Below are 20,946 nucleotides of genomic sequence, written 5' to 3' on the forward strand. Positions count from 1 at the left end.
ACAAATACTATTTTGAATGCCAGCAGCCATAACGGCCTGCACGTCAAAATAAATATCTGATACTCTTCTGTCCTTTTGCCTGAGATTATGAACCCTTCGGCGCCGCGAAAACTCTCGCGGTCTCTCCAGAAGCTGCTCCTGCTATAGTATGATCCATAGCAATCATAGCTTTCTATGTAATTAAATTGTTTGGTTACTCGTTTTGCTTCGAATAGTTGATTATTTTAGTAGGATATTGACGTTTTGTCAACAGGTGGGGATCGTCATTACCCTGAATGAATTTATTGGATGAAAAAGGTATGGATGTTTTTATGTAATTGTTCATCTACATAATGAGGTTTAGAACTTAAAACTATCCCTTGTTCTAATATATAAATGTTTAGCAAATACTAAGTACATCTTGTTTATTTGCGGGAGTGAATTGAATGCCACATAAAAGTCCGCTGCATATTGTCTTCTTATTTGTTGTTTTAATTGTTCTTATTTGGTCCCTGATTAAACCTGAGGAAGGCTATATGGTTTTGTTGATGGAGGTTTTACCTTCAGTATTGGTTTTACTATTTTTAGTATCAACATACAACAAATTTCGCCTTACCACTGTTTCCTATGTCATCATTACCATTCTTGTCATTTTAACGTTTATAGGAGGGCATTACTCTTACTCCAAAGTTCCTCTCTTTACATGGTTCAAGGATTATTTTGATTTACATAGAAACCACTACGACCGGTTCGGTCATTTTCTTAAGGGGTCTCTTGTGATCGTCATAATAGAGGTGTTGGTAAGAAAAACAGCTTTAACGAAAAGTAAAACCACAAACTTCATTGCTCTCTGTATCACATTGGCAATCGGGGCGTTCTACGAAATCATTGAATGGGCAAGTGCAACCATAGGGAAGAAAGGGAAAGTGACTAAAGATTTTTTAGGTATGCAGGGAGACATATGGGATGCACAGTGGGATATGGCACTTTTACTGGCAGGTTCCATTCTTTCGCTTTTCTTTGTTAAGATTCTATATAAAGAATTAGAAAGATCCAGATAGTAGGTTGGTGAAACTCAGGTGCAAAATCCGAGCAACAAGACAAACATGCCGAGTTACTATTCATAACTTGGCATGTTTGTCTTGTTATTATTTTCATACAACTAAAACCTCATTTACTTATGGTACGGTTCACTGCACCTAATATACCAGCGGTTTTTTGACAATTACTTTTAATGATTCCATATTCTACTGGCAGCACTTGAACAATGCCTGGGCTTCTGCTCATTAATGATTATTTTTCTTCTCGTAACAACAGGGCTTCCTTTGCCATAACCGCAAGTTCAATTTTTTCAAGAGTTTTGCAATAATTCTTTAATATCTCTCCATTTAAACTTACTTCTTTATTTATATAATCCAAGACATGCCAATCCCTAAACCAATCTCCGCTCTTCGTATCTTCATGGGGCGCATCCGGCCATGCATATTTTAAAGGCGGACTGTACAGGCGATTGGCGCCCTCTTTCAACATGCAATTCTTGACCCGGCGTTTATAAAGGGATCGGGGTAAAGATTCATTTACATCATTAAACAAATCAGGCCAATAATCCTTTCTTGAGCCGGTATGAGGACATTCATGTGCCCATTTCAAAACCCCCGCTAGAATCTCTTCAGACTGAAAAAGAGTGGCATACAAATTTTTCCCAAATAATATTCTTTCGTGAAGGGAAGTGAATTGCTGTGAGATGCCGCCGATAAGTGATACTTTTTCCGATTTTCCCTCCGCATTGTAGGGAAAAAGAATGTTATTCATTCGTAAAAATTCATACATTTTAAAGCTGACTGTACTCGTTACGTTTTTTTTGAAATGATTATTTTGGATCAACTCCTTTTCCAATTGGCTTTGTTCATTTATTATCATCGCAATTGCCAACGTATAGCTATCCCCACTTCGCCAAAAATAACGCCACATCGTCTCCATAAATGTAGAAGTGTAAAAGAAAGGTAAAAGGTGGAACATATCTTTACCCCTTATCACACTCAGGTCATAAACCGAAAATTGAGGATACACATCTTGAAAAACCAACCAACTACCTCGCTCCAAAAAGGAAAAGAAGGCTTCTTGATCTTTTTCAGGTAGAAGTTTCGTCAGCAATTCCCCTTTTAAATCCGTCATGTTCCAACCTACGTTTCGCGATATCAAATGTCCAAGAAGGGCCCAATGTATCTCAGGGTACTGAAGATAAAACTGAAAATAAGCTTGCGTCCTTGTTACATTGTTTTGGTTAAGTTGTTTCGTCTGTTCTCTTATAAGGTCAATACACTGTCTATCATTTTCTGATAAACATGGCAGAAGGCAGTCAGATTTCTTCTTCATCTTTTTTTTCAATTCTTTTTTTACATCGGATAAAGAGTCCAGCAAAACGGCATCATCCTTTTAAAGTTCATTTTGACTGTTTCAATCCTCCCCATCAAAGGAGCATATTCAACTTGCTCCCGGAATATGAATTTTTAAAAAAGGATGGGAGAGGGTACGTAGAATGAGAACTCGGGTATATGAGGAAATGAACAGAATCGCCCATCAGTTGGTCCAAGACCAATTAGAGGACGGGACATGGCGTTATCCTTTCGAAACCGGAATTGCATCGGACTGCAGTATGATTATCTTATTACGGACATTGGAGATAAAGGATGAGGAGGATTTCATAAAAGAGTTGGTAGAACGTATCGCCGCAAAGCAAAAGAAAGATGGGTCTTGGAGGCTGTTTCATGATCAGGAAAAAGGGAATTTAACATCGACTGTAGAAGCGTATTATGCTCTTCTTTATTCTGGTTATCGGAATCCAAAAGACCAGGAAATGCAAGCAGCAAGAAGGTTTATTTTGGCCAACGGAGGGGCCGCGGATGTCCATATGTTTTTGAAAATCTTGTTGGCCCTAACAGGACAATGTGCGTGGCCGCACTTCCCCATTAATATTGAAGTGATGCTTTTACCAGACTCCTTTCCAATTAACCTTTTTGACCTCTCCGTGTACGGAAGGGCGAACATTATCCCTTTTTTAATTCTCGCCAATACGAATTTTCGTAAGCGGACGCCTCGTTCGCCCAATCTCTCCGATTTGTTTCAAAAAAAAGAGGTTCGTTTTTTTACAGAGAATCAAGAGGACGAGGTCCGCTCGGTGATCAAATCAATTAAACAGGGGATTAAGGGTCTAAAACCTCATGTAAACCTTCGTGAATTGGCATTATCTCGTGCTGAACAATATATGCTGGACCGAATCGAACCGGATGGCACCTATGTTAATTATTTCAGCACGACCTCTCTCATGATTTATGCCTTATTGGCGAGGGGGTATCCAAAAACACATCCGGTGATTACTCGTGCCGTACAAGGCTTAAAAGCAATGACATGCCGAATTGACGGAGAACTTCACTGCCAGTACACGACGGCTACGGTTTGGAATACAACGTTAATCAATTATGCTCTACAAGAAGCCGGAGTCCCCTATTCGTCCAACACTATACAAAAGGCCAATGATTACATTCTTTCCCGTCAGCATCTCAAATACGGGGATTGGGCCATTCATGAATCAAACCTGTTACCGGGAGGTTGGGGGTTTGCGGATATGAACACTTTCCACCCAGATATTGACGACACAACTGCTGCACTCCGGGCGATACGTACTTTGGCCAAAAAACAAGTGGCTTGTCGGCAAGCATGGGATCGTGGATTAAAATGGCTCATTTCCATGCAAAACAATGACGGCGGTTGGCCTGCATTTGAAAAGAATGTAGATAAAAAAGTGTTGAATTTGTTACCGATAGAAGGGGGAAAAGATTTATTGATTGATCCGTCGACGGTTGATTTAACGGGAAGGACTTTAGAATTCTTCGGAAACTATACCCATTTAGACCGTCATCATCCTATGGTGAAACGTGGAATTCGTTGGCTGTTGCGGCATCAAAATTCAGATGGCTCCTGGGTAGGGAGATGGGGCGTATATATTTATGGTACTTGGGCGGCTGTAACGGGATTGATTGCGGTTGGGGTTCCTGCAAATCATTCAGCTATTCAAAAGGCACTAGCGTGGTTGCGGAAAATTCAGAATTCTGACGGTGGTTGGGGAGAATCCTGTAAAAGTGATATCAAAAACTGTTATGTGCCGCTCCGCGAAAGTACCCGCACTCATACCGCTTGGGCCCTTGATACACTCATCTTAGCCTCAACCAGCGTAACACCTGAAATGGAGAACGGTGCAGCTTTTTTAGTGGATAAAAAAGAAAAGGATTGGACGACCGCTTATCCAAAAGGAAGGGGAATGGCAGGGTCCTTTTATATCAATTATCATTGTTATGAATATGTTTTTCCATTGCTTTCCCTTGCCCATTATCAAAAATTAGCTGGTGGGCAGCTTCTGACAGATTTGTGACAAAGAAAAATTTCTTGAGTGATTATTGGTATACTTTTGTATCTTGTCCAATAAAATGGAGCAACTACATTAGAAGGATAGTCTTGTTGAAAAAGAAATTTTAACATTTAAAAAGGAGGGAGGCCAAATATGCAAGGAGTTCTCCACCAATTCTTCGATCTTCAAACAATAATCTGGTTGCTGCCCATCATTTTTATTTTCCATGACTTAGAAGAGATCATAACCATTGAATCTTCCATGACTGCAAACTATCCTAAAACTAACTTCGTTAAACAAGCATTAAAAGCCCGGGAGAAACTAGGTTCAACGGCTGCCCAGCTTGCTATTTCGGCAACATGGATTTTACTGTTTATCTCCTTCATTACCTTGATGACCGCCCATCATTCTTCTAATGGAGGGGGATTTCTTTTATTTACAGTCATGATTAATTTATTTGTTTTTCAAGCATTCATGCACATTGTTCAAACCATTATGTTTAGAAGTTACACTCCTGGCATCGTAACGTCACTGTTCCTCCTTATCCCTTACTGCCTCCTTTCATATAATACTTTAGTTGAACATGGACAAATAGACTGGCACTTGGTAATTGCCAGTCTACCAGTTAGTATGATCTTCATCCTGATTTTTCTAGTTGGAAATCTTCTAGGCCGGTATTTTATTCGATAAATAGGCAAGACTTTTTTTTAAAGTCACTTCATCATCATAAGGCATAAAGAAAGGCTATTCATAACTGAGCGGCCATTTTACTTCAGTAGAATTTATTTACCTATCCTTTAAGACACTGCATTTTATCTTTTTATAATGGAGATTACCCTGTTTATTTTACCAAACAGTAATATTTCACAGTTATAATACTATAAAACTGTCTCTATTTATGGTACGGTTCACCGTAGTTATTTAAGAGGCAAAAAATAATGATTAGATAATTAATTTAACCAATAATTAAATTTTTTTAACTCAGTGAAGGTTAGTTTTTCTTAAATCAATCATAGCTAAAATTTGTCAGTTCAATCATTCAAAAATGAAAAAAGATCCTTCGTAAACAGAAGGATCTTTTTCGTTCATTTTATAATCGTTCTTTTCAGACGCTTTTTAAAATCGTTCTTTTGAAATGCTTCCTCATTATTATATGCAATATATTCAACATTTACAACAATTTCGTTTAATTTTTTCCAAATGAGTTTTAAACCCATTAATTACATTTTTTATTCAAACTACAAAATGGTTTAAACAAGTTCTGCTTCTCTGTATTTAACCATTACTTCATCATCAAGTGTTAGATCAAATTCTTCAAGCTTATCTTCGTTAATAAAAAATGCAGTTCTTTTCTGGTCTTCATCCTTAATAATTACTTTAACTTCTGCAGCAATAATAATTTTTTCTTTTTTAAAATAATCTAATATGGCCGACGAGTCACTAGGTTGTAAATTAAAACTAGATTGGTTATTAAGTGCAGCCAGTAAGTCTTTTTGATAAACAACGGTTTGGGATTTTGACCCATACTTAACGTATAAGTCATTCATACCTTTGTTAATACAATTTAAATACTTGAATTTTTCTTCATTGCTAAATTCTAAATTTTCAATATTAAATGGCTTATATGTTTCAACGCCCAAAATTTCTTCAATTTTTTTAACTTTAATTTGCTTTTCTAATGTTTCCAAGTAATTATTCTTAATTTTCGACTCTAGATATAGGAGGGTTATCTCTTTTCCTTGATACCTTAACTCTAAGATAAGTGGTAACATATCTGAATCTGAAGATACAATGACATAATGTTCAAACTTTCGGTTATTAGATAAGGATTTTGTTACATCTATCGCTAACGCTATATCAGATGCATTGCTTTTTCCATCTCCTATCGAGTTTACATGCCGTAATTCAACCAGATTTTCCTGTAAATCACTTATTTCATTTGAAGAAGTCTTAAAATCGCAAAATGCTTTTACTAGTTGTACAGAATTTAATTGCTCATCTGATAAATAGTCTAATAATTTCTTAACAACATCACTTGTTATAAACATTGAATATGACTCATTAATGGATCTATATAAATTATCATAATCTATAAATACGGCAGTTGGGTTAGTCATTAGTTTACTCCTTAAATTTTAGATTTATGGTAAATTAAACCACTTACCTATTATACAACTATTATTTTTTCTTTTTATATATTATTTCGCTAATTTTAATCAGGAGTTTTTTTCTAAGCGCATAGTAAAGGTTATTTTCCCAAAACTATTTTTCTTAAATGAGGTTATTGAAAAATATTAATATTAATGATTAAATCAAGTTTACACTTTGTTTAAAACTGGCTAATTCACTAATTTCATAATTTTCTTAATTTTTAATAAAATCAAACAACAATCTTAGGGATACTGTTTTACAACCTCAAAATTCCAACCTGACAATATATCAAAGTGAGCTTGCTTCTTATCTGACAAGATTGCAACATTATTTTTACTTCTCGTAATGGCTACATAAAACTGTGCTATTACTGAATCCGACATTTTGTGTCTGCCTTTTAAAATATGGTTTTCCATCTCTTTAGTAGGTAGAATTAAGACGTTTTCATAACTTAACCCTTTTGATTTGCCAAAGGTTATTGATTCAAAGTTAATATCTCCGTCTAATTTAGATATAAATTTGTTAAAGGAGCTTATATTATAATAAAGTACTGTTGGCTTATAATGTTCTATGAACTTATATACATTATCCATATCGACCAAGTAAGTACCTACATCTTCATTGTCCACTTTCTTAACAGATTTCATGTTAAGGTCACTATATAATGTATTTGCCAAATCGCAAACTATCTGCGGACAACGGTGGCACACATCTAAACTTTCAAGCTCGTCGTGCTTTAGTACCTCAGTAAAGAAATTAAATATATTGATCCCTCTGTATCTGCTGAGAAAAGGACCTGAATTTGTGGAATATGTTGCCTGCCGATGGTCTCCTACCACTACAAGATCAATGTTAGAGTGGTAAATAGCCTCAATTATTTTTAAATCGTATCCCCCCATATCTTGAACCTCATCTATAAGAATTGTGGAATAGATTTTTTCGAGCCTATTAATCATTGCTCCCTCAGAAGCTTCTAATACTAAATTACAAAATTGAGCCAACCTTTGATAATAGAGTCTTCCTTGAAAATCGTAGTAATATCTCCAATTATCGGCTGTTATACCTTTTAAGCGGGGGATTTCTCCTAATGAACAAAAATTAACCCCTTGTATTTCCGGCCCTCCCATAACCTTTCTATATGGCTTAGCGCATTCGTTAAGCAAAAATTCCGTCCATGTCTTACATTTAATGTTCTTAGGTATTATTCCTACTGAATCCATAAGGTCATACTTCATAGAATTTAGATTGGCATTCGTATATGTAAGGTATAGCACTTTTCCTTCTTGATAGTTTTTTACTGCTTCTCCTATTAATAATGTAGTCTTACCTGTCCCCGCTGCAGCCTTAATAATTCTTTTATTGGATGGCATCATTTATATACTCCGGAAAATTCAATTGTAAATCACTGTTTAAAAATACTTTTAACGCCCAATCAGTTTTATTTTTCAGCATGAACTCTAACAACTCACCTTCAGACTTGTCAGGTTTCCCTAGAATTGTTTTTAATTTATCGTAGTTACCAGCATCACATTTTAACACTTGTGGTTCTAAGGTATTTAGCTCATTATTAGTGCTAAAACATAACTTAATTGGACCACACATATAGTCCTTATACTTATTATTGATGTTCTTTTCATAATCATGATCATTATCTGTAACTACTACTGTATCTATATTTAGCAACTTGGCTATATCTAAAAATCTTTTAAAAGATAGTCCGTTTACAGAGATTATATCTATCCCATCATCTATAGGGAGTTTATTGTATTTTTGATGATAGGCTTTTTGAATAATTAAATCATCTGCTGGTCCTTCGACCAGAATAACCTTTTTAGATAAAATAAATCTTAAAGTGTCATAATTGGGTAGTTTATGAAAGTAATCTCTTGTACTCTTCGATAATTCATTTAATTTTCCACTTCTATTTTGACCAAGAAGGATAACATTATCCATTGCCATCTTATTCAATACATACGAACTATGGGTTGAAATAAGTAATTGTTGATCCGAACATTCAGATATGATTTTCTCTAACAAGATTCTCATATTTGAAAATGAAAGATGACTCTCAGGTTCCTCTATTAGAATTAAATTTCTTTGGGGCTTTCTATTACCAATGGAGAGTGTAGTCTTTATTACATTTTGTTCACCTTTTCCAATATAATCGAAAGGTATATTGTCTAAGAAAGCAGCAATTGCAGATTCCCATGTAGCCTTTTGAGTCACATCTAACGATATTGATAAATTCCTAGAGTCGTCTAACATGAGATTTTTCTTCTCGTTCAACACTTCATTTATAGAAGCTATATTAGGATCTTCACCAAACTTCTCTTTATAGCTTCGGTAAAGAACTGCTAAGTTAGCTTTTTGTTTATCATCTAATACATCTGATATAATCTTCATAATATATTTTTGAGAACTAGCTGCTAGACTTGTAGTTGTAGAGTCAATCAAGTGGGATTTTATTGGGATTGATCTTGTAGTTATTGTTACTCCCGCGAAACTTTTCCATTCTACTGCATAGTACTCTGTAGGGATATGTATAAAATTTTCATTCTGAATATACTGTTGATATTCTTCTCGATATTGCTCATTAAATTTAATAGAAAATACGAACCCCGGTACATTGGCATTCTCACTATTCTCTATACCCATCAATTCATTAAGGTCGGAATCTTCTGACTCCGAGAAGTATAATTCTATTTTTGTTTCTGGGGGATTCTTCTTATTACCAGCTTTTATTTCATCAATAAACTGGTTAACAATTGACCTGTTAAATATATATGGAGATAATTCATAAAAAACTGGTCTTCCATTCATTGTCCCTGTTAAGGCTAAGTGAATTGCTTCCAGTAATGTTGTTTTACCAGCCCCATTATTTCCAATTATTATTGAATAGTTATTATCAAAATCTAACGAAAAATCTTCGTAGCTCTTGTAATTATATATTTTTACTTTTTTTAATAACACTTTGTTTTTTCCTCCAATTCATTTCAATAAATGAAATTTTTTTAAGATTTAATTAATCCTTGTATTATTTTCTTTTTTACACAGTACCCAATGAAAAAAATAGTTGTCATTCTTTAACTCAGGCAAAGTACTTCTTAGTATCTCGTTACCTTTAGGTAGGTATTTTTCAAGCGAGTAGAGTCCTTGACTTTTTAGAACAGAAAAACCAGCAACTTCAATCATACTGGTTAAACTTGATTGGGTATAAAAATTAAAAATATCTCCAAAACTCCCATACATTTTCATATCCTTATAACGTTTAATTGCAAGATTAATAGATTCTGAACGTTCATAAATCTCTGCAAACCTACCCGAAGGAGTTCTCACTACAATAGAAAGCAATCCACCTGGTTTAAGCCATGAGTACATTTTGTGAAGCTGATCTGTCGGATTAGAAATATACCCCAAGACATTATGACAAGTAATTAAAGAATAAAATGTTAGGAATGTATCAGAAGATAAATCAACCATATCCATCAACTTATACTCAATGGGAAGATTACCTGCTTTAACACGACAATCATCTATATTAACTTCATTCTTGTCTATTCCTATTATATTCGCTCCCAAATAATTAAATAAGAGCCTAGTGAGCCACCCTTTTCCGCAGCCAATATCGAGGACATTTCCTCCCTCCGGTAAAAGAGTCAAACTTTCTTTCAAAACTGTTTCCAACTCATCATAAAAGGGATTTAAATTCATATCCGGAACTCCCTTCCTTTTATTTCATTTACACTTTATATTACAAACAATCTCTTTTAATTTTCTAGATTTTCTCTTTGATAAATGTTATTAAAGACCCCTCCCAATGTGACCATTGGAACGGTTCTAACGGTTTACTTTCGATAAAAACACGATGTACCTAATTTAATCAATGGTTTTCACCTTATAACTGAGAAGTTGTATTACTTATAAATTATACTAGATAATTCTTTAAAATCCAAAAACTGTTAAATAATTATACTAGTTTATGATACTATTATCGTAAAAAGACACAATGAGGCTACAATTATGAGTGAATTAATATTTGATAACAGAGATTTCACACTGGATTCTGACTATACCGTTAAGCAAGTTCATCTAAATAATTATCCTATCGTCTATATTCTTTATAACGAGAGAAAAAGGCCGTCAGCTTATATCGGACAAACCGTTCAGGCTACAAGAAGGTTAAAGAACCATTTAGAGGATAAAAGGCGAAGGAATTTGAACCGATCTATTTTGATTGGACATGAGAAGTTTAATCAGTCTGCTACGTACAATATTGAGTCAAATTTGATTAATTATTTCATTGCCGATAACCACTTTCAATTGCAAAATGTAAGTCAGACCAGTTCAAGGGAAACGCACAATTATTTTGAGAAATCATTCTATAATGAAGAGCTTTTTCAAGCAATTTGGGAGAAGCTTCGTGAAGAGAAAATTGTGAGTGATACCCTTGAAAATCTTAGAAACAAAGATATTTATAAACTATCACCTTATAAGGAATTGTCACCTCTTCAGCTGGATATTAAAAATGAAATTCTTGATTTCTGTAAGGAACATATCAAGTTAGAAGGCAACCATGTGATTACAGTTGAAGGAGATGCTGGGACAGGTAAAAGTGTCCTCATAAGCTCTTTGTTTAATACTCTTCAGGATTTATCTAAGGATAGCAGCTCTCTTCTACAAGGAACCGATAATTACATGCTAGTGAATAATGGCGAGATGCTGAAGACGTATAAAAATATTGCTAACAGCTTGCCGAATATTAAGAAAAAAAATCTAATGAAGCCAACACCATTCATTAATGAGAAAACAAGTCAGGAACTTCAGCAGATATTGTTCTTATAGATGAAGCCCATCTTCTTTTGACAAAGGAAGATTCTTATAATAATTTCAACTATAAAAATCAATTGGATGAAATCATAAAACGAAGTAAAATTACTATTGTTATCTTTGATCCTAAACAAGTTCTGAAAATTAAAAGCTATTGGAACGACAGTTTGCTCGAGGAAATTACAAAACACTATTCCGCCAAAACTGTAAAGTTAACAGACCAAATGAGGATGAACGCCAGTCCTGAAACAATAAATTGGATTGATCGCTTTGTCTCCAAAGAAGTACTTCCACTTCCAGTAGAAAGAGACTCTTCATTTGAGCTTAAGTTTTTCAAAGATGCTGAGTCGTTTAAAACAGCTATAGAAAGGAAGAATAACGAAATTGGACTATCGCGTATTGTCTCAACCTTTGACTACTTACATAAGAAAGATAAGAAATCCTATATTGTAGATGAAGAAGGAATAAACATGCCCTGGAATAACACCATGAATAATGTAGCATGGGCTGAGAATCCGGAATCGATTAGAGAAGTCGGCTCTATCTATACAGTGCAAGGCTTTGATCTTAACTTTGTCGGTGTAGTTCTTGGCCCCTCCGTTAGCTATAATGAAGAGGAAGACAAGCTAGTTATTGACCCCTCAAGATATAAAGACACAGGGGCATTCGCTTCACGCTCTGACTTATCACCAGAGAAGAACCAAGAAATTAAGGAAGAAATTATCCTCAATTCCATTAACGTTTTAATGAAAAGAGGAATTCACGGTTTATACATTTATGCTACAGATTCAAAACTAAGAAAACATCTATTAGATTTAGAAAGGAGAAGAAAGGTTTGAGCGATATTCAAAATTTAATCAATAAAATAAACAAATTCCGAGATGAGCGTAACTGGAGACAATTTCACAACCCCAAAGACCTTGCTATCTCTATTTCTATTGAAGCAGCCGAACTACTTGAAGACTTTCAATGGATCAGTAGCGAGGAAGCAATAGAAACTAATAAAGAAAACATCCGTGAAGAAATCGCGGATGTCTTAATCTACTCTTTGATGTTGTGTTCTGACCTTGACTTGGATATTAAAGAGATTGTAGAGGAGAAGGTTTTGAAGAATGGCAGGAAGTACCCTATTGCATAACATTAGGTTCTTCCTCTTTTACACTGGGATTTCAGTTATTAGAAAACAGTACAACCGTTCATTACTCATTTTAGTTACTCAATCTTCCAATTATAAATTCTAAAAAATTCTTTATTCAACGAGCCAAGGTCTTTTTTCTTGAAATCTTAAGATTCAAAAAGACAAGGCATTTATTACATTTTTCCACTATTTATGATAAGGCTCCCCCCGATTAATCCGAAACGCCCGATAAATCTGCTCCACCAAGATCAGCCGCATCAACTGATGAGGGAATGTCATTTTCGAAAAGGACAAAGTATCATTTGCCCGCTTCATTACCTCATCACTTAACCCGAGTGATCCACCGATGACGAAGGCCACTTTGCTTTTGCCATAGGTGGCGAGTTTGTCCAGGTTGTCCGCCAGTTCTTCAGATGATTTCATCTTGCCCTGGATGGCGAGGGCGATGACATGGTGGTCGGGTGAGATCTTGGATAGGATGCGTTCTCCTTCTTTATCCTTGACCTGTACCATTTCTGAATCGCTCAATACTTCCGGTGCTTTTTCGTCTGGCAGCTCGATGATGTCAAGTTTGGCGTAGGCACCGAGCCGCTTTACATATTCACTTATTCCTTGCTTCAAGTACTTTTCTTTCAACTTTCCAACCGTTACAATCGTGATATTCACAGTTCGTCCTCACTTTACAAACAATTTACAAACACATTATCCACAGAACTTATCCACATATCCACACCCGTCGTCCACATACTGTATGAGAATATTAGTTCGCCACAATATATACTGCGTTATTCCCACAATATTCACAGGTTGTGGATAACTGTTCTTCTTTAGGCAGTTCCTTCAGGTCCGGGGCCACTTCATGCTCGTCTACAATGATATCCATCGCAAGCTCCACGTGCTCTAAACAGCAATAAATCAAAGCTCATACCTCCTTTTTTTTATGGTTTTTAATTATCCACAGGTAATCATATCACGTATAGAAAAAGCAGGAAAGGTGCTTTCCCCCTCCTGCTTTTTACTTATCCACAACTACATTCTTGATTCATCCGTCAATTTCATCGTCACGTCTTCTTTTTTGCCGTTCCGGTAGATGGTGACGTTCATTTGGTCGCCGACTTTTTTCTTGTTATAGAGATGTTTTCGAAGATCGATCATATCTTCAACCTTTTCGCCATCAAGCGCTACGATGACGTCAAGTTCTTCGAGACCTGCCTGTGCTGCAGGGGAGTTCGGGATGACCTGTCTGATCATGACTCCGTAATTAACGTCCTTCGGTAGCTTCAATGTTTCCTGCTGATGGTAGGATGAAATGCGGTTGACGTCTTCAAGGGCTACTCCCATCGCCGGCCGCTTCACTTCTCCGTATTGTTCAAGGTCGTCGATGATCGGCTGTGCCGAATTGATCGGAATCGCTAGACCGATTCCTTCCACCGCTTCCTGTGCGATTTTCATCGAGTTGATCCCGATCAGCTGACCGGAAATATTGATGAGTGCGCCTCCGCTGTTACCCGGGTTGATGGCTGCATCTGTCTGAAGGACTTCCGCATTCCAGTCTTCGACGCCGTCCTGGTTGATATCCACTGGAATCGTACGCTCGACACCTGAAACCACACCTTGAGTGACCGAGCCTGAGAATTGAAGGCCGAGCGGATTTCCGATTGCGATGACCGGTTCCCCTGCTTTTAGCTTATCGGAATTTCCGAATTCAGCGACTGCGTCCTTGCCAATTTTACTGCCGTCGATTTCAATGACGGCAAGGTCCGTCCATATATCGGTCCCTCTAAGCTTTGCAGGTACTTTAGTTCCATCTGCCAGTGTTACTTCAAGCTGATCCGCACCTTCCACTACGTGGTTGTTGGTAGCGATATACGCTTTGTTCCCAGCCTTTTTGTAAATGACACCCGAGCCTGTGCCGGCCGCCTGCCCCTGTGAATCACCCTGCTGTCCCCAGAAGCTTTGGGATTGGATATTCGAGATGCCGACGACAGCGTCGCTTGCTTTTTCAACTGCTTTCGTCACATCCGTCGTCACGTCCACCGATACATTCTTGGTCGTCCCGTTATGATATTCCTCATCCGTCGCCTTTAGATCCTGATCCGGCTGAATCGAATAAGGAAGTACGTCTAAGTTATGTAATTGCGGAATCGCAACCAGTATCAGAATGGCACCGAGAATCGCACCAAGAAGCCCTGCAAGGAACATGCCTCCGCGGTTTCCTTTTTGCTTCTTCCTGCCTTCCCTGTTGAAATCCTGATCATCATAGTATCCCATCTGCCATCATCCTTTCATCAGATAATACCTTTTGTTATTTTATCTATTCATGCCTGATTATAGTCAGGTTAAATTAAAAAATGATGAAAAACCAGTAAGAAAACGTTGTCGAATTGGTGAACATTACCTGAGGGTGGGCTCGATTACCGCAGTTGATTTCCGTGGAAGACTTTGCTTTCCGCGGGTGACCCGTGAGCCTCCTTTAAAATTTCTGCGGGGAACTGGCCAGCTGCAGGGCTTAGAGGCACATGTCATAAGCCTCTGAGCAAAGCCCTTCCGCATTTTCTGGTAGGAGTCTTCGTTTTCCACTCCAATCACCTGCTGGAGACGGTTAATACTCACCATTACTTATAATTTTTCTTTTAAGAAACAATACAAAAAGGCAAAGGCCGCCATCCTGCAGCCTTTGCCTATCATATTCCTCTAAGTTCTCCCATTCAAACACATAAATGGGTTAGATGGCTACTAATGGTGTCGGGACTTTTGGGTCCGTATCAAATAGATCGATTTGTTCGCCGACGCCGATTCCTTGTGTTTCGAGCGTCTGCGTCACACTCATGCGTGCCAGGTCTTTCATGTTGTTGTCGAGGCTCAGGTGGGCGAGATAGATGCCCTTGGTCCTGTCGCCGATGACTTCGCTCATGGCGATGGCGGCATCCTCATTTGAAACGTGGCCGACATCACTCAGGATGCGGCGCTTGATGTTCCATGGATACCGGCACATACGCAGCATGCCGACGTCGTGGTTGCTTTCGAACACATAGGCATCGGCATTCGAGATGATGCCTTTCATCCGGTCGCTGACATAGCCTGTATCGGTGACGAGAACAAGCTTCTTTTCACCCTGATGGAAAACATAGAACATCGGCTCGGCGGCATCGTGTGATACGCCGAATGACTCGATGCTCATTCCGCCGAAATGCTTGGCCGTTTCCATATCGAATGTGAATTTCTGTTCTGTATCGATTTTCCCCACGAGCCCGTCCATTGCGTTCCAAGTCTTTTCATTCGCATAGACCGGGAGCTTGTACTTTCTGGCAAGAACCCCAAGCCCCTTGATATGGTCGCTGTGCTCATGTGTGACAAGGATGCCTGACAGGTCCTCGATTTTACGGTCGATTTGACTGAACAATCCTTCCATCGCCTTGCCGCTGAGACCCGCGTCGACCAGGAAGGAATGCTCGTCCGTTTCAACGAATATCGCATTTCCTGTACTGCCGCTCGCGAGTACACTAAAATGCATGGTCATACCTCTCACTCCAGTAATTCTTTCTCTTTTTTTGTAAACTCGATGACGTCGCCTTCAAATGCAGTGAAATAAAGATGTTGTTTCTTATCCTTCTTCTCTACGACAAAATGCCATGTAGGGGTAAGTACCTGGGAATCCGAGATCGGCACCTCGGTTGAATACCCCTGTTCGAAGCTGGTCACCTTGCTGTCAGGTTCGATTTTACCGCTGTCGGCAAGGATCTGCAGGGATTCAAGCGGGTTGATGACCCTCGATACTTTTCCGAATGACTTTATATCTTCCATCATTGTCTGTTTGTACGACACGATTTCGTTCTCATTGTTAAGCTCCAACACGATTTCTGCACTGCCATTATGAAATAACGGCCTTCCCTCGTACGTCTGATTGTAACTGATGGTCAGATTCTCATTGTTGATGCCCCTGAAAGCGTATTGATCCCCATCGATCGCATACTCCTTCAAGAAACTCTTCAATTTTTCCTTCAGATCATCTTCCGTCAATTTTTCACCTAAATCATATGGCTCATCGAGTGTCGAGTACAGCGTCGTCTCATTCAGGATGCTGACTTCCTGATTCTTCAGGCTTCCTTTATCCGAATCGGTGAATTTCTTAGATGTGGCGCTTATATTCGTTTCGGTGACTGCTTCCTTAGGCGGTGCAAGATCCGCAGGATACGTGATGTTAACGGACTCCAGCGATTGCTGGGTGCCCGTATCGGCAAGAATCTCCGGTTCAGAGATCTTTTTGATGAAAATGGTTAAAAGAAAAATATTCAGGATCAGGAACACGACGATGAAAATCGTTTTCGTTTTATTCCAATCCATTTAGACCCCCTCCAATTCTTCAAGAGGCAGGCGCAGCCAGTTGCCGCTGTATTTATAATACCATGAAGGTGTCAGATCGTATAAAAGCATGTCCGGGAAATTCATATCCCGCGTCAATTTATAGCCGAGTGCGATATCTTCAACAAATTCCATGTTGATCATCTTATTCTCTTCGAGCGCCTGCTGGACTGTATAACCTGATGGGATATGAATCTTATTTGGCTTAGAAAACATTGTATAGTTATCACCAATCCGGAAGTAAGGACGCTCATACTTATGAATCGTATCCATCCCCCAGATCTGGGTGATTTCAGTCGTCCCTGCCGTATCGCTGAATACAGGGAAATTCATCAGGAACATCCGATATTCGATTTTACTTTCTTCAGGGCTGACCGAAAATAATTTGAATCGATCGGTCCATCCCCCATGTTCATTCACAAACCCGATACTGTTTTGGACGAGGAGATCCTCTGAAATATTCCGGTCCGGATCCACGCCCGGATTGACGAATGACAGCGAGTTCACATTCGTGTTCACTTTCATCAAACTGGAGGAATCGCGGTAGATTTCTTCGGACTCGGTTGAATTCTTGCTGACGTTGATTGGGTTTTTAAATAACGCCTTCATGAAATCCTCTGCTTCCAATAACTCGGTTGAATATTTATAGCTGTAATACTCTTCATCCTTAACAGGTAAGAGAAGGGTCTTTCTTGAATTCGCCTTAAACGCGAAGTAATTCCGGAAATTTTCATTATAGAGTGCCCTTTGGACAAACATTGTCTGCATGGAATCCATTTTTTCCTCATCGACCTTGCTCTCCACGACATATTTCCTGTCTTCTTCGCCGTACAGAACAAAATAGACCATCCCCTTATCTCCTTTTTTCGCATTAAGGTCAAAGATGATGCGGTTAAAAGTGGTTCTCGGCAGATTCTCTTCGTCAAACTTGATCACTTTATTGTAGACGGAAAGAGGGAGGCTGTCCGGAAACACAAGCTCGATCCTGCCGGGACTGTGAACCAGTTCCTCAATTTCACTTTGAGAGTATTGACTGCTGATGTCCTTTGCATCCGTCAACCGCCAGCTGCTCATTTGCTCCAATACTTTATCAATCTCGGTTTCATTCGGGGAACCCATGATCTGCTCGTCATCATGGTAAAAGACTTTGTATGGCTGGATCAATTCTAGCTCTTTTCGTTCCTCCCCGATGGATACGTCGAATGTCTCTGTACTTTCAATCACATCATATTCAGGTTGATAGGTCCATAGATTCCACGTCAGGAAGATGCTCAGCGCCACAAGCACCGTCAATAGAATGGATTTTATTTTTTCATAATTCATGACCAATCATCCTCTTGTGCGGAATCAAATGGGAGCGTGAACGTGATCGTCGTGCCTTTGCCCTCGACACTTGTTGCCCAAATATCGCCGCCGTGTGCTGTTATCATTTCCTTCGCGATCGCAAGCCCCAGACCTGTACCGCCCATCTGTCTGGAACGGGCCTTATCCACGCGGTAGAATCGTTCAAAGACCTTATCAAGGTTTTCTTTCGGAATGCCGAGACCCTGATCCGAGACGCTGATCTCGATGAACCCGTTGTTTTCTTTTACGTTGAATGTGATCGTGCCGCCCTCCGGCGAGTACTTCAGTGCATTCGAAATGATGTTATCCAAAACCTGAGTAATCTTATCCGTGTCGATTTCCACAAACATCGCTTGATCAGGAAGGTAACGTTCAAAGGTGACATTCAAATTCTTCGTCATCTCAAAACGGTCGATGATGCGGTGGAATAACAGGATGAAATCTATCCAATCCTTATTGAAACGATAATCCTTGCTGTCCATCTTCGAGAGCTGGAGGAGATCATTGACCAGGCGGATCATCCGCTCCGTTTCGGTCTGCGTCACATTTAAAAACTGCGGCGCAATCTCTTCATCCTGCCATGCCCCTTCGGCCAGCGCCTCCAGATAACTTCGCATCGTCGTCAGCGGAGTCCGCAGTTCATGGGATACATTCGCCACGAATTCCCGCCTCTCGAGATCGATTTTTTCCTGCTCCGTGATATCATGGAGCACCGTGATCAATCCGTTGACAAAGCCGGTTTCCTTTTGGATGATCGAGAAATTCGCCCTCAAGATGTAGGGCTTTTCCTTCGTGCTGTAATCAAGGATGATCGAGTCCTGTTCATTCGACAGGTCCTCGAATGTATATTCTTCGTCCAAGCCAAGGAGCGCAACGATTGGCTGCGACAGAACTGTTTCACGTGAAACATTCAGCATCTCGACCGCCGGATCGTTAATGAGGATGACCCGGCCTTTCCGGTCCGTCGCAATCACCCCGTCCGTCATATAGGAAAGGACAGAGGACAGTTTCCTTCTTTCACCTTCAGTCGTCGCCTGCGCTTCCTGCAGCCGTTTAGTGAGGTTATTGAAGGTCATGGCCAGTTGACCGATTTCGTCATAGCCGTAGACTTTTACTTTTCTCGAAAAATTCCCTTTGGCCATCGCAAGCGCATGTTTCCTCATATCGGAAATCGGCCTTGTGATGGTCTGTGCAAGCAAAACACCCAATATTGCAGTGATGGCCAGTGCGATCAACGTACCATTTGTGAAAATTTTGTTGATTTCATTCATCTGGTTGTACACATTTTCAATCTTCGCAACCAGATAAATGGCGCCGATCACTTCATCTGACGATATGATGGGGGATGTCAAAACCCAGACCCGGTCCCCGGTCTTTTCATCGATCAGAATATTATCATAAGCTCCTCCGCCGGCGAGGACCCGTTTGACCGAGATTTCATTGGTCGGGCGCCCCACCATCGCCTGGTTATTTTCATCAGAGGTGCCTATGATCCTGCTGCGGTCATCCACTACGCGTATTTCATAAATATCCGAGTTGGGCTCGGCACTGTCTTCCAATAGATTCTTAATCTCATTTTCCTTCGATGGATCATCCTCGGCACGTTCCTTGACCATTTCTTCACGGACCGAATATTCGAGCAGATCCACCCGGCTCTTGATGCTGGATTGAAAGTTATCCACCAGCTTATTCTCCAATTCCCTGACAAAATAAACCCCGATGATCTGCATCGCCAGGAGAATCAGGAGCACATAAATCATGACAAACTTAAGATGGATCGAACGCGTTAAACCAACTTTCTTCATTCAACCTTACTCCTGTTCAGGATTTCGCAAGTAATAACCGACTCCTCTACGTGTTACGATCCAAGTAGGGTGGCTGGGATTATCCTCAATTTTTTCACGCAGACGTCTCACGGTCACGTCCACCGTCCGGACATCCCCGTAATAGTCATAGCCCCATACCGTTTGTAATAAATGCTCACGGGTCATGACTTGTCCGATATGCTTCGCCAGATAATGAAGAAGCTCAAACTCACGGTGCGTCAATTCAATCGTTTCACCGCGCTTCGATACCACATACGCATCCGGATGGATCGTCAGCGAACCGACAGTGATTTCATTATTCTCATCCTCATCTCCGGCAGCCGCAGCCCCCGCCTGATGACGGCGCAGATTCGCCTTCACGCGTGCAATCAGCTCACGTGTACTGAATGGCTTCGTCACATAATCATCCGCACCCAGCTCAAGTCCAAGGACCTTGTCGATCTCAGAGTCCTTCGCCGTCAGCATGATGATCGGCATTTCATACTTCTTCCGGATCTCGCGGCACACTTCCATCCCGTCACGGTTCGGAAGCATGATATCAAGAAGTACCAGGTCAGGCTTCACTTCCTCCGCCATCTTCACCGCCTCATCGCCGTCATACGCACAATGGACCTCATAGCCTTCCTTCTTCAAGTTAAACTGCAAAATATCCGCAATCGGCTTTTCATCGTCAACAACTAAAATCTTTTTATCCATATCAATTGATCTCCTTTGACAATTAAATTCTGTCTAATCGTAATTTTGCTTAGTATAGGATTCTTCCTTTAAATTTATCACTTTCTGCGTCTTAATTCATCTTTTACTCAATGATTGGCGGATTTCATGTCTATTTTCCCACCGGTTTTCTATCCCGCGGTTGATTTCCGTGCAAGACTTCGCATTCCGCGGTCAGCACTCCAATCAACGGCTGGAAG

At 39.6% G+C, this 20,946-nt stretch carries 17 protein-coding genes, 1 pseudogene and 1 riboswitch; of the genes and pseudogenes, 5 read left to right on the plus strand and 13 right to left on the minus strand.

What is annotated here, in order from left to right; genetic code table 11:
- Positions 1 to 57: 57 nt before the first annotated feature.
- Positions 58 to 139: riboswitch (glycine riboswitch) on the minus strand.
- Between the two features lie 286 nt (positions 140 to 425).
- A complete protein-coding gene (locus AS034_RS19045; protein ID WP_058299777.1) occupies positions 426 to 1,040 on the plus strand; it encodes a DUF2238 domain-containing protein in 615 nt (204 codons plus the stop codon).
- A gap of 232 nt (positions 1,041 to 1,272) precedes the next feature.
- Here AS034_RS19045 and AS034_RS19050 read toward each other — a convergent pair whose 3' ends face one another.
- Positions 1,273 to 2,400 carry a DUF2515 family protein gene (locus AS034_RS19050; RefSeq protein WP_058299778.1) on the minus strand — a complete coding sequence of 376 codons (1,128 nt, stop codon included), beginning with the start codon at positions 2,398 to 2,400 and terminating at the stop codon, positions 1,273 to 1,275.
- A 118-nt stretch (positions 2,401 to 2,518) separates the two neighbouring features.
- On the opposite strand from AS034_RS19050, the gene shc reads away from it, so the two are divergent.
- Complete coding sequence (gene shc, locus AS034_RS19055) at positions 2,519 to 4,408, plus strand: squalene--hopene cyclase (protein WP_058299779.1); 1,890 nt, start codon at positions 2,519 to 2,521, stop codon at positions 4,406 to 4,408.
- A gap of 129 nt (positions 4,409 to 4,537) precedes the next feature.
- On the plus strand, positions 4,538 to 5,074 hold the full coding sequence (locus AS034_RS19060) for an HXXEE domain-containing protein (protein WP_058299780.1): 537 nt from the start codon (positions 4,538 to 4,540) through the stop codon (positions 5,072 to 5,074).
- Between the two features lie 560 nt (positions 5,075 to 5,634).
- Here the strand turns inward: AS034_RS19060 and AS034_RS19065 are convergent.
- From AS034_RS19065 to AS034_RS19080, 4 genes are all read right to left on the minus strand, one after another.
- Entirely contained in the window at positions 5,635 to 6,501 is an 867-nt protein-coding gene (locus AS034_RS19065) for an NYN domain-containing protein (protein ID WP_058299781.1), read from the minus strand.
- 276 nt (positions 6,502 to 6,777) lie between these two features.
- Positions 6,778 to 7,908: a UvrD-helicase domain-containing protein gene (locus tag AS034_RS19070; protein WP_058299782.1), complete on the minus strand. Its 1,131-nt coding sequence runs from the start codon at positions 7,906 to 7,908 to the stop codon at positions 6,778 to 6,780.
- Positions 7,892 to 9,505: an ATP-dependent nuclease gene (locus tag AS034_RS19075; protein WP_058299783.1), complete on the minus strand. Its 1,614-nt coding sequence runs from the start codon at positions 9,503 to 9,505 to the stop codon at positions 7,892 to 7,894. The genes AS034_RS19070 and AS034_RS19075 overlap by 17 nt, the downstream gene beginning before the upstream one ends.
- A gap of 48 nt (positions 9,506 to 9,553) precedes the next feature.
- A complete protein-coding gene (locus AS034_RS19080) occupies positions 9,554 to 10,246 on the minus strand; it encodes a class I SAM-dependent methyltransferase (protein WP_058299784.1) in 693 nt (230 codons plus the stop codon).
- Between the two features lie 309 nt (positions 10,247 to 10,555).
- Here AS034_RS19080 and AS034_RS19085 point away from each other — a divergent pair.
- Positions 10,556 to 12,201 (plus strand): annotated as a pseudogene (locus AS034_RS19085) (DUF2075 domain-containing protein).
- Positions 12,198 to 12,500, plus strand: a complete 303-nt coding sequence (locus tag AS034_RS19090) for a nucleotide pyrophosphohydrolase (RefSeq protein ID WP_058299785.1) — start codon at positions 12,198 to 12,200, stop codon at positions 12,498 to 12,500. The pseudogene AS034_RS19085 and the gene AS034_RS19090 overlap by 4 nt, the downstream one beginning before the upstream one ends.
- Before the next feature lie 186 nt (positions 12,501 to 12,686).
- Here the strand turns inward: AS034_RS19090 and rlmH are convergent, their stop codons facing one another.
- The 8 genes from rlmH to yycF all read right to left on the minus strand — a co-directional run bounded on the left by rlmH (position 12,687) and on the right by yycF (position 20,728).
- Complete coding sequence (gene rlmH / locus AS034_RS19095; RefSeq protein ID WP_058299786.1) at positions 12,687 to 13,166, minus strand: 23S rRNA (pseudouridine(1915)-N(3))-methyltransferase RlmH; 480 nt, start codon at positions 13,164 to 13,166, stop codon at positions 12,687 to 12,689.
- Between the two features lie 94 nt (positions 13,167 to 13,260).
- The gene (locus AS034_RS22505; protein WP_074440086.1) at positions 13,261 to 13,419 is read right to left on the minus strand and encodes a CxxH/CxxC protein; all 159 of its coding nucleotides are present in this window, start codon (positions 13,417 to 13,419) and stop codon (positions 13,261 to 13,263) included.
- A 110-nt stretch (positions 13,420 to 13,529) separates the two neighbouring features.
- The gene (locus AS034_RS19100) at positions 13,530 to 14,771 is read right to left on the minus strand and encodes a S1C family serine protease (protein ID WP_058299787.1); all 1,242 of its coding nucleotides are present in this window, start codon (positions 14,769 to 14,771) and stop codon (positions 13,530 to 13,532) included.
- Between the two features lie 454 nt (positions 14,772 to 15,225).
- Positions 15,226 to 16,020 carry an MBL fold metallo-hydrolase gene (locus AS034_RS19105; protein WP_058299788.1) on the minus strand — a complete coding sequence of 265 codons (795 nt, stop codon included), beginning with the start codon at positions 16,018 to 16,020 and terminating at the stop codon, positions 15,226 to 15,228.
- Between the two features lie 5 nt (positions 16,021 to 16,025).
- A complete protein-coding gene (locus AS034_RS19110) occupies positions 16,026 to 16,844 on the minus strand; it encodes a two-component system regulatory protein YycI (protein WP_058299789.1) in 819 nt (272 codons plus the stop codon).
- Positions 16,845 to 18,185, minus strand: a complete 1,341-nt coding sequence (locus tag AS034_RS19115) for a YycH family regulatory protein (protein WP_058299790.1) — start codon at positions 18,183 to 18,185, stop codon at positions 16,845 to 16,847.
- Positions 18,182 to 20,011, minus strand: a complete 1,830-nt coding sequence (gene walK / locus AS034_RS19120) for a cell wall metabolism sensor histidine kinase WalK (RefSeq protein WP_058299791.1) — start codon at positions 20,009 to 20,011, stop codon at positions 18,182 to 18,184. The genes AS034_RS19115 and walK overlap by 4 nt, the downstream gene beginning before the upstream one ends.
- Before the next feature lie 6 nt (positions 20,012 to 20,017).
- Positions 20,018 to 20,728, minus strand: a complete 711-nt coding sequence (yycF, locus tag AS034_RS19125; protein ID WP_032087105.1) for a response regulator YycF — start codon at positions 20,726 to 20,728, stop codon at positions 20,018 to 20,020.
- Between the last annotated feature and the right edge of the window lie 218 nt (positions 20,729 to 20,946).

It is taken from the genome of [Bacillus] enclensis, from assembly GCF_001456935.1.
GTDB classification, from domain to species: Bacteria; Bacillota; Bacilli; order Bacillales; family Bacillaceae_B; genus Rossellomorea; species Rossellomorea enclensis.